This window comes from Mesorhizobium sp. LNHC209A00, assembly GCF_000502915.1.
In the GTDB taxonomy this organism is placed as follows: domain Bacteria; phylum Pseudomonadota; class Alphaproteobacteria; order Rhizobiales; family Rhizobiaceae; genus Mesorhizobium.
Window position 1 is genome coordinate 124,685 of the sequence record NZ_AYWT01000012.1, and the last position, 9,731, is coordinate 134,415.

A 9,731-nucleotide genomic window follows, 5' to 3' on the forward strand; every position below is an offset into this window, starting at 1 on the left:
GGCAGGCCAGAGGGGCGCGCTATCCCGCCGGCGCATCAAGCTAGCTACGCCTCTCGCAATTCTCGGTCCCTAAGATCAGATCAGAGGTCGCGCCCCCCTCTGTCCTGCCGGACATTCCCCACGAGGAGGGAGATTGGCAGCTCCACCATCACATTTGGACTATCGTCACGATTGCTGCACTATATCGGTGCATAACTGACCGGATGAGCCGGGGAGAGCAGGGCGTTTGAAGGAAGCAAAGATCCAGAAACCGGAACGGCAGCAGCGCCTCTTCGGGCTGTCCACACCGCTCCGTTCGGCCGTCATACCGCCGCTGTCGGCGGCGCGCTGGCTGCTGGTGCTGATCGTTGCCGCCGGCGTCTATTTCTTCCACGGCTTCCTGTTCCCGGTGCTGGCTGCCCTCGTCATCGCCTTTGCCAGCTGGCCGCTTTACCGACGACTGCTGGTCGGCGTTGGCGGCAATCGAACCATCGCCGCCACATTTGCCATCCTGTTCATCCTCGCCTTCCTGGTCATACCGATCGCGCTTGCTGGCACCTATGCCATCAACGAGGTGCGCGAATGGGTCGGCTGGGCGATAGAGACCAACCGCCACGGTGCGGTGACGCCGCACTGGATCGCCACCCTGCCTGTGGTGGGTGAATGGCTGAACGAGCAGTGGACGACCAATCTCGGCCATCCCGGCGGGATCGGCGAACTGATCCAGCTAGTCAGCGGCGCCAATATAGGGAGCATTTACCGAGGCGCGCTCGCCGCCGGCGGCAGCGCTTTCAGCCTCTTTCTAACGCTGCTGTTCATGATGATCGCCCTGTTTTTCGCCTATCGCGACGGCGAGAATTTCGCCGGCCAGATCGATCGCCTCGGCGAGCGCATTCTGCCCACCCGCTGGGAGCGGATCTCGCGCGTCGTGCCGGCGACCATTTCCTCGACCGTGACCGGCATGACTGTAATCGCCATCGGGGAGGGACTGGTGCTGGGCATCGCGTACTGGCTGGCTGGTGTGCCGTCGCCGGTGACGCTCGGCGCGCTGACCGGCGTGATGGCGCTCATCCCCGGCGGTGCGCCATTGTCCTTCACACTGGTCTCGATCTATCTCGCCGCCAGCGGCTCGCCGATGGCCGGCCTGGCGCTGTTCATCTGGGGAACGGTCGAGTTGTTCATCGTCGACAAGACGTTGCGCCCCAAGCTCGTCGGCGGCCCGATAAAACTGCCCTTCCTGCCGACCTTTTTCGGCCTGATCGGCGGCGTCAAGACCATGGGGTTTCTCGGCCTGTTCATCGGCCCGGTGCTGATGGCGCTGCTGGTCGCGATCTGGCGCGAGTGGCTGCGCGAGGTGGAACTGGCCGACGAGATCGTGCCGCCGAATGAAATCGAAGCCGGTCCACAAATCGAGGTCTTGCCCGAGCCCAGCGTGGTCAAGAAAGCCAGCGCCTGATCTCGACCTCTAAGCCGGATGGTGCACCGCGAGGTCGCCGCAGCGTTTGCGCCCATCATGCAACTGCCAGAGCGAATGGGCGACCAGCGTGACGATCAGGATGCCGCCGCCGATCAGGCTGTTGCGGGTCGGCGTCTCGGCAAAGATCATCCACACCCAGATCGGCGCCAGCACGGTTTCGAGCAGGTAGAACATCGCCACTTCCGGTCCAGAAATGTATTTCGGCCCAGCGGCGAGGCAGAAGAACGAGATCGGCATGATGACGGCGCCGTTGAAGATGATCCACCATGGCGCGTTCACGTGAAAGCCTTCGCCGCTCACCATGAAGGCTGCCAGCCCAAGCGGCAGAAGGACGCCGATCAGCGAGGTGAATCCCATATCCTTGCCGCTGGCTCGCGAGATGGTGATGGCCACCGCGATGAAGAAAGCCGAGCACAGTGCCATGAAATCACCGAACAGCTTGCCGCTGCCAACCGAACCGCCGACGATGACCAGCACGCCGAGGATCATGACCAGCATGGCCGCGATCGTCACCGCCCCCGGCCTTTCCCGTAGGAATATCCAGGACAAGAGTGCGGCGAATACGGTGTTGAAGGCTAGGATGAACACCAGGTCGGCGGTCGAGGTGTGGAAGACCGCGGTAACGAAGGTGATCGAGGTCAGCCCATAGCATATCGCCACGATCAGCCCAGACCAGCCGGGGATAAGCGGCGGGACATTCCGGCTCAGCGCGCGCCAGACCGACCAGATGATCATCGCGGCGATGAAGGTGGTTCCGGTTCGCAGCAAAAGGATGGTCCACGCGCCGCCATCCGCAAGGCGGATCAACGGTATGTCGACGGTCAGTATCAGTCCGCCGATGGCGGTTATCAGAAGGCCCTTCTGGTGATCATGGTGAGAGGACATGCAGGAACTTTCGCAATTGCATTGCAGGCGGCCGATCGGCGCAAGCGCGCACTCTCTCCAGCCGAGCGGCTGAAAGACCAGCATCCCCTGCCTTGAAACAGTTTAAGCGTGGATCGGGGGAAAACTCGGCGTCAGACCGCTTCGTTGGTATAGCGCTCCCAGCCTTTTGGGCCGAGATGCTCCTGCGGCATGAAGCGCATCTTATAATTCATCTTGCGCGAACCATTGACCCAGTAGCCAAGGTAGACATGGGGCAGCCCCATCGCCTTGGCACGGGCGATATGGTCGAGGATCATGAACGTGCCGAGCGAGCGGCTTTCGAAATCCGGATTGAAATAGGAATAGACCATCGACAGGCCATCGGCCATCTTGTCGGTGAGCGCCACCGCGATGAGTTCACCCTGGCCTTTGCCGGTGATGAAGGTGTCGGGTCCGCGCCGCCGGTATTCGATCACCTTGGTGTCGACATGGGTATCCTCGACCATCATGGCGTAGTCGAGCACCGTCATGTCGGACATGCCGCCGCGGCGGTGGCGGGCATCGAGATAGCCGCGAAACAACGAATACTGTTCGGTCGAGGGCTCGGCATTGTGCATGGCGCCGACGAGGTCGGAATTGTGCTGCAGCACGCGCTTCATGTTGCGGCTGGGGGTAAACTCATGGGCCAGGATACGCACCGACACACAGGCGCGGCAGGTCTCGCAGGCTGGCCTGTAGGCGATGTTCTGCGAGCGCCGGAAGCCGCCTTGCGTGAGCAGGTCATTCATCTCCGAGGCCTTGTCGCCGACCAGATGCGTGAACACCTTGCGCTCGAATTGGCCATCGAGATAAGGGCACGGCGACGGCGCGGTCAGGAAGAACTGCGGCGACTGGGTCGGGTGCTGCGTCATCGAGCCTTGGAAACACTCCTTCGAATCTCTCTACCTTTGGCTCCGGCGGCGAAAAATTCAACAGGATTGTGAAGGTGCGGGCAACTCAACACCTTCACATTTGCGCTCAAGGGGGGCTGCGGCTCTGCTTGAGAGCGATATCAGCGGCCGGTGCGGCTGACGACAGTGCCGAGCAAAAGATCGTGCAGCGTGCGCTTGCGATCCGAGAACAGGGTCACCAGCAGGACCAGCGGCGACAGGATGACGTTGCCGGCCCAAAACAGTACTGAGTGGACCACCGCGGTCAGCCCGTCGATGCGGGTGCCGTCGAGACGGTCAAGGCGGATGCCCATCATCTTCATACCCGTGGTGGCCTGGTCGGCGCTGCCCAACGTGTTCCAGATGTAGAGGATGGCGACCGCCGGCACCAGGACGCCGAACAGCATCCAGCCCAGGCCGAGGGTCAAAAGCCCGAGGAAGAACACCAGGATGGCGAACGGAATGGTCAGCAGGCCGACGATGAGATAGTCGAGCACGAAGGCCAGGATCCGCCTTGTGCGCACGCCTTCATAAGCCCTGGCATCGTCGAGCCGGGTGTTGATGATTTCGCCGTCGAAAACGCAAGCGTTCATGTCATCTCCTGGTAACAGGGGCCTGCTTAGCCTGAGCCCCACCGCACCAGAAATGGTGAAGGCTCATGGTGGAATCAAGATCGGACCGGTCGCGGCGCCAAGCGGCACACGACGGCGTGAGGGTCCGAAGCGGTTGAATTTGTAGCACGGATGGCGTTAGTTTGCTGCGGCGCAACAAGACGCCGAGGGGACGGGGCAATATGGACTACGACATGCTGGTCATCGGCAGCGGCCCTTCCGGCCGCCGCGCCGCCGTGCAATCGGCCAAACTCGGCAAATCGGTGCTGGTGGTCGATCGGGGCCGGCGTCTTGGCGGCGTCTCGGTGCACACCGGCACCATCCCCTCGAAAACGTTGCGAGAAACGGTGCTCAATCTCTCCGGCTGGCGCGAGCGCGGCTTCTATGGACGCGGCTATCGGGTCAAGCAGGATATCTCCGTCGGCGACCTGATCGAGCGTCTGCACAAGACGCTCGATCACGAGGTCGAGGTGCTGCAGCACCAGTTCATGCGCAACAAGGTCAAAAGCGCGCGCGCGGCGGTGAAATTTCTCGGCCCCAACAAGGTCAGCCTGACGTCGGACAGTGGCGACTACAGCGAAATCGGATTCGCCAATGCACTGATCGCCGTCGGCACCAGGCCGCATCGGCCGGCCGACGTGCCCTTCGACAAGACCCGGGTCTTCGACAGCGACGAAATGCTTGAACTCGACCGCCTGCCACGCACGCTGACGGTGATCGGCGCCGGGGTGATCGGCGTCGAATACGCCACGATCTTTTCCGCGCTCGACGTACCGGTGACGCTGGTCGAGCCGCGCAACTCCATCCTCGATTTCGTCGACCGGGAGATCGTCGACGATTTCATCCACCAGATGCGCGACCGCGGCATGACGATAAGACTGGGCAGCGCGGTCAAGGAAATCCGCTCCAAGCCGGATGCCGCCGAAGTGGAACTGGCCGATGGCCGCACTATACGCTCCGAGGTCGTGCTTTACGCCGCCGGCCGCACCGGCAATATCGGCAGCCTCGGCCTCGACCTGATTGGTATCGAAGCCGACTCGCGGGGCCGCATCAAGGTCGATCCGCGGACGTTTCAGACCAGCGTGCCGAATATTTATGCCGCCGGCGATGTCATCGGCTTTCCGAGCCTCGCCTCCACCTCGATGGAGCAGGGCAGGGTAGCAGCATGCCATGCCTTTGGCGTGTCGCTTCCGCCACCGCCGGAGACCTTCCCCTACGGCATCTATGCGGTGCCGGAGATCTCGACGGTCGGCCAGTCCGAGGAGCAGGTGCGCCAAAGCGGCGGCGCCTATGAGGTTGGCGTCGCGCGCTTCCGTGAGACGTCGCGCGGCCACATCATGGGCGTCGACACCGGCTTCCTGAAGCTGTTGTTCTCCATCGAGACGCGGCGCCTGCTCGGCGCGCACATAGTCGGCGAGGGCGCCACAGAACTCATTCATATCGGCCAGGCGGTGATCAATCTCGGCGGCACGGTCGACTTCTTCGTCAACAACACCTTCAACTATCCAACCCTGGCCGAGGCCTACAAGATCGCCGGCCTCGACGCCTGGAACAGGATGGGGCGGGGATAGGCACTGTCTGATGCAAGTTCGGGGGAGCCGTACACTCCCCTTCATTCTGTTGCCACTTCGAGCGGCTGCTGGAATTTCTGGCGGGCAGCCATGGAATTGCTGATGACGGTCGGCCGCTACACAGTCGGCTGCGTCAGGAGCAAGCCGAATATCCGTCAGGTCCGGGGCGTGGCGAAGCACTGGATGCGGCGGCGCATGATCATCCTCTTTTGCGCGAAGCCTTGGTGCACTACAGTGCCGGCGGACACGAGGCGCTGTTTGAAAGCGGGCTTGCCCTGCTGATCGCCGGGGCAAAAGCTCGAATGGTGGCCGAACGCTGATTGGGCAGCGAGCGGTCCGCAAAGGCGGTCAGCCTCCCTGCGCCGCCGCCGCCGATTCCGCCAGCCAACGCTCGACGATCACTGCGTCCGGGTCGCCGATTTCATGGCCTAATGGAACGATCCGGGCGGCGATCTCGGTACCGTGCCGGCTGAGCAATGTCACCAGGGGCGGCGCGAAAGGCCCGTAGGTCTCGTCCTCCGCCCCGGCAATGATCAGCGTCCGTGTGCCCATGAGGTCCGTTGAAGGCACCTTGTCGAGCACCGGCATTGGCCTCAGCAGCGCCGCGCTTCGGACAATGCCGGGATGGAGCAGCATCAGGCTCGAAACCAGATTAGCGCCATTCGAATAGCCAAGGAATGTCGCGTGAGCGAGATCAAGCCCATGGCGGGTGGCGACTTCGCTTGCGAATTCCACGAAGGCAGCGGTTTCGACACGGATGCTTTGCTGGTCGAAGCGCGTCGGCGTGATTCGCTCGAACCAGCGAAAACCGTCTTCCTGGGGGATACGGCCGCGTACCGCGATCAGGGCGGCATCGGGCGCGATGCGCCTCGCCAGCGGCACCATGCTTGTCTCGTCGACACCCGATCCATGCAGCAGGAACAGGCATGCACGGCCGTTTTTGCCGGCACCGAGGAGCCGATAGGGAAACGTTAGATCCAGCATCAGAGGGCCATTTTCGCCACTGGCGCCAGTCATAATGCATCCCATTGATTATATAAGGCTTTACTCAATTTGCCGGCTTCAAAACGCAATATTTTCATGCTCCGCGAAAGTTGATTGAACCAGGCTCATTCCGGCCCGTTTCTGCGCCGATACACTCCTTGTGGGAGGAATCGAAGCGGTGCGTCGGGGGTCGCATTGCTGGACATGAACAACCAGCTTTGAGGCCTTTTGTCGATGACTACCCCTGTTTCGCCAGATCGCGATTTGCGCATCTTGGTCCGCGACACGCGTATCGATGTACTGCGCGCGCTGGCACTGCTCACCATCTTCGTCGACCATGTGCCGGGTACCGCTTTCGAGACGCTGACGTACAAGAATTTCGGTTTTTCGGATGCGGCCGAGGCGTTCGTGCTGATATCAGGCATTTCGGTCGCGCTCGCCTACGGCACCAAGTTCCGGCCTGGCGGCCGGCTTCTGGCGACCTTGAAAATGTGGCGGCGGGCGGGCGTGCTCTACGTCGCCCATATCGTCACGACAATGGTGGTGATGGCCCTGTTCTGCGCCGTGGCGGTGTTTGCCAGGCGGCCGGAACTGCTGACGCTCATCAACATCGAGCCCTTGATGAAGAACACGCCGCAGGTGCTGATCGGCATCGTCACGCTCGGCCACCAGCTCGGCTATAACAACATCCTGCCGGTCTATGCAGCGCTGCTTTTGATGGCGCCGGCCTTCGTCCTGTTCGTCAGCTCCAGGCCCGTCGCGGCGCTTGTCGCGTCCGGCACGCTGTGGCTGGTTGCCGGAATTTGGGAGATCGCCCCGCCCAATTATCCGGAGCCGGGTTTCTGGTTCCTCAACCCGCTGTCCTGGCAGTTCCTGTTCAACATCGGCCTTGCCGCCATGCTGCATGTCAGGCGCGGCGGCGTCATTCCGGTCAACCGTTGGCTGGTCGGCGCGGCGGCGGTGTATGTGCTGGCCGCGCTGGTGTGGGTGCATAGCCCGCTCTGGGGACAGATAACGTGGTTCAACCTGCCGGTGGTGATCGGCGGCTTCGACAAGACCTTCCTGTCGTTGCCGCGGCTGTTGCACATCCTGGCGGTCAGCTACCTCGTCGTCGCCCTGCCGACGCTGTCAAACCTGTTCCGCACCAGCCCCGACCATCCGCTGGCCATACTGGGCAAAAGATCGCTGCCGGTCTTCATCGCCGGCACGGTGATAGCCATGGTCGCGCAGGTGGTGAAGCTGATCAATCCGGGCGGGCTCGTCTATGACAGCCTGCTGATATCGGCCGGCATTGCCATGCAGTTCGCGCTCGCCTTCTATCTCGAATGGCTGTCGACCATCGGCGGTTCGGGCAAGGCCCGCACGGCTCAAACGGTTCCCGCGCCGGTTCGTGCGCCTTTGGGGACTGCCATGGCAAGAGCCAATCGGTAGGCGGTTCAGTCGCGTGGCGAAGCCGACGAGGCTCGCACGATCAGTTCTACCGGCAGTTGATGCCGGCTGACCGGCCCGTTGCTTTCCAGGATCGCCCTGACGGCAAGGCGGCCCATCTCGGCAATCGGCTGGGCGATCGTGGTCAATGGCGGCTCGGATACCGCTGCTTCCGGAACACCGTCGAACCCGACGATGGAAACGTCGTCAGGCACGCTCAGCCCGCGTGCGCTCAGCCAATCGAGCGCCACCAGGGCTATTCTGTCCGACATGGCCAGGATGGCGGTGGGCGGCGTGTCGGAGGCGAAGATGATCTCGAGCCCCGCCTTCGTGCTCGCCACGTCGTTGGCGGTCTCATAGACAGGCACTTTGGATATATCGACGCCAACCCGCGAAAGCTCCCGGAAATACCCGGTGAGGCGGTCGCGCGTCCCTGCATAGGTCGCCGCCCGAACCTGTTCGGCCGAAACAAGGCCCGTCCTGTTGTCGGCGAAGGGCAGGGCCATGACGGCGAAGCGGCGATGGCCGAGATCCGTGAGATGGCGGGCCGCCACGCCGGCGCCGGCGATATTGTCGACACCGATCGCGGCGACCGAGCCGTCCTCGGAGTCGAGGTCGAGCGCGACGAAGGGCAGCTTGCGCTCACGTGCCAACTCCACCAGGCGCGAGCCACCTTCGATGCAAAAGACGATGAAGCCGTCGACCAGCGCACTCTGGATGTTCCAGGCAAGCTGCTCGTTATTGGCGGCCGAGACCAGGGAAATGCCAGCTCCGGTCGCATCGCAAGCTTGCGAGATGCCCGCCATCATGACCCGCGCAAACGGATCGTCGAAGAAATAGGAGAGGGGCTCGGCGGTCGCCACGCCAATGGCGTTGACCTTGCCGGCCCGGAGCAGCCTGCCCTTTGGATCGGGCCCGCCATAACCCATGGCCTCGGCCGCGGCGCGAACCCGTTCGCGGACTTCCTCGCGCACGATCTCGGGGCGGCTGAATACATTGGACGCGGTGCCGTGCGAAACACCGGCGGCCTTGGCGATGTCGGCCAGCCGTACGGGTCGTCGATTGCCTGCGGTGAGTGACGCCATTTGTGCGTGCCTCCTGACATCCATGTAGCACGTTCTTCCGCCGCATCTAGTATTTTCGTTGGATCGATTCAATTTTTGCTTGACCTGCGCTGGTTTCAATCTTATATTTGAATCGATCCAAGTGGCGGCTTGGGTCTGCTGAATAGCCAAGAGGGAGGAGCGCCGTGCATCCCGTTAACTACCTGTTCGCCGACATCTATCGCAACGACTGGAATATCGGGTCAGCCACCAACAAGGCCAAGCATCGTGGTGAGACGGGCCCATGGATTCGCGATCTTCGCTTCTTGGTGCTGCGCAGGCGGAGCTGATCAACCGGCTCTTTTCGTGCCCGACGATTGGATCGATTCAAGACAAGGAGGATGAGCTATGCATCCCATCAAGCATCTGTTCGAAGATATCTACCGCAACTACTGGGGCATCGGACCGGCCATCGAGCGACCGGAAGCGCGACGCCGGCTGAAACCTGCTGTTGACGGCCGTGCCCTTTGGGGTCGCCCGGCACGCCGCCGGGACTGACCTCAAGCAATCATTTCAGGGCCGTGGACGTGCCACGGCCGAGATCGCTATCGCCAGCCAGCCTGCGATGAGCAGGGTGCCGCCGATCGGCGCCGACATCGGAAACAGCCTTGAGCCCCAGAAATCGCGGGCGAGAAGATCGCCCGCGAAGAGGAGCAGTCCGGCGAGCAGAACGAGGCTTGCGATGCGCAGCCAGCGGTTTGTGCCTATAAGGCCGATGGCGAGGAAGACCGGCGCATGCATCAGCAGGAACGACGCGGCGGTGCCGGTGAGGGCGCCGCCGCGGT

At 62.5% G+C, this 9,731-nt stretch carries 11 protein-coding genes; 5 read left to right on the plus strand and 6 right to left on the minus strand.

Going from position 1 to position 9,731, the window contains the following annotated elements:
* Positions 1 to 226: 226 nt before the first annotated feature.
* Positions 227 to 1,435 (plus strand): AI-2E family transporter, encoded by a 1,209-nt coding sequence (locus X739_RS142550; RefSeq protein ID WP_023773297.1) that lies wholly within the window; start codon positions 227 to 229, stop codon positions 1,433 to 1,435.
* 9 nt (positions 1,436 to 1,444) lie between these two features.
* Here the strand turns inward: X739_RS142550 and X739_RS142545 are convergent, their stop codons facing one another.
* From X739_RS142545 to X739_RS142535, 3 genes are all read right to left on the minus strand, one after another.
* Positions 1,445 to 2,341: a DMT family transporter gene (locus tag X739_RS142545; RefSeq protein WP_023795591.1), complete on the minus strand. Its 897-nt coding sequence runs from the start codon at positions 2,339 to 2,341 to the stop codon at positions 1,445 to 1,447.
* Positions 2,342 to 2,472: 131 nt separating this feature from the next.
* On the minus strand, positions 2,473 to 3,231 hold the full coding sequence (locus tag X739_RS142540; protein WP_023795592.1) for an arginyltransferase: 759 nt from the start codon (positions 3,229 to 3,231) through the stop codon (positions 2,473 to 2,475).
* A 140-nt stretch (positions 3,232 to 3,371) separates the two neighbouring features.
* A complete protein-coding gene (locus X739_RS142535) occupies positions 3,372 to 3,842 on the minus strand; it encodes an RDD family protein (RefSeq protein ID WP_023795593.1) in 471 nt (156 codons plus the stop codon).
* Between the two features lie 200 nt (positions 3,843 to 4,042).
* Between X739_RS142535 and sthA the strand changes: the two genes are divergently transcribed.
* Positions 4,043 to 5,431, plus strand: a complete 1,389-nt coding sequence (sthA, locus tag X739_RS142530; protein ID WP_023773293.1) for a Si-specific NAD(P)(+) transhydrogenase — start codon at positions 4,043 to 4,045, stop codon at positions 5,429 to 5,431.
* A 348-nt stretch (positions 5,432 to 5,779) separates the two neighbouring features.
* Here the strand turns inward: sthA and X739_RS142525 are convergent, their stop codons facing one another.
* On the minus strand, positions 5,780 to 6,448 hold the full coding sequence (locus X739_RS142525) for an alpha/beta hydrolase (RefSeq protein WP_023795595.1): 669 nt from the start codon (positions 6,446 to 6,448) through the stop codon (positions 5,780 to 5,782).
* Between the two features lie 201 nt (positions 6,449 to 6,649).
* Between X739_RS142525 and X739_RS142520 the strand changes: the two genes are divergently transcribed.
* Positions 6,650 to 7,846, plus strand: a complete 1,197-nt coding sequence (locus tag X739_RS142520; protein WP_023773290.1) for an OpgC family protein — start codon at positions 6,650 to 6,652, stop codon at positions 7,844 to 7,846.
* Between the two features lie 5 nt (positions 7,847 to 7,851).
* Here the strand turns inward: X739_RS142520 and X739_RS142515 are convergent, their stop codons facing one another.
* Positions 7,852 to 8,928 carry a substrate-binding domain-containing protein gene (locus X739_RS142515; RefSeq protein WP_023773289.1) on the minus strand — a complete coding sequence of 359 codons (1,077 nt, stop codon included), beginning with the start codon at positions 8,926 to 8,928 and terminating at the stop codon, positions 7,852 to 7,854.
* A gap of 164 nt (positions 8,929 to 9,092) precedes the next feature.
* On the opposite strand from X739_RS142515, the gene X739_RS1000000170035 reads away from it, so the two are divergent.
* Positions 9,093 to 9,236 (plus strand): hypothetical protein, encoded by a 144-nt coding sequence (locus X739_RS1000000170035; RefSeq protein ID WP_023773288.1) that lies wholly within the window; start codon positions 9,093 to 9,095, stop codon positions 9,234 to 9,236.
* A gap of 58 nt (positions 9,237 to 9,294) precedes the next feature.
* A complete protein-coding gene (locus X739_RS1000000170040) occupies positions 9,295 to 9,444 on the plus strand; it encodes a hypothetical protein (protein WP_023773287.1) in 150 nt (49 codons plus the stop codon).
* A 15-nt stretch (positions 9,445 to 9,459) separates the two neighbouring features.
* Here X739_RS1000000170040 and X739_RS142510 read toward each other — a convergent pair.
* Positions 9,460 to 9,731: DUF423 domain-containing protein (locus X739_RS142510; RefSeq protein ID WP_023795596.1), on the minus strand; the 272-nt coding region annotated here is incomplete at its 5' end.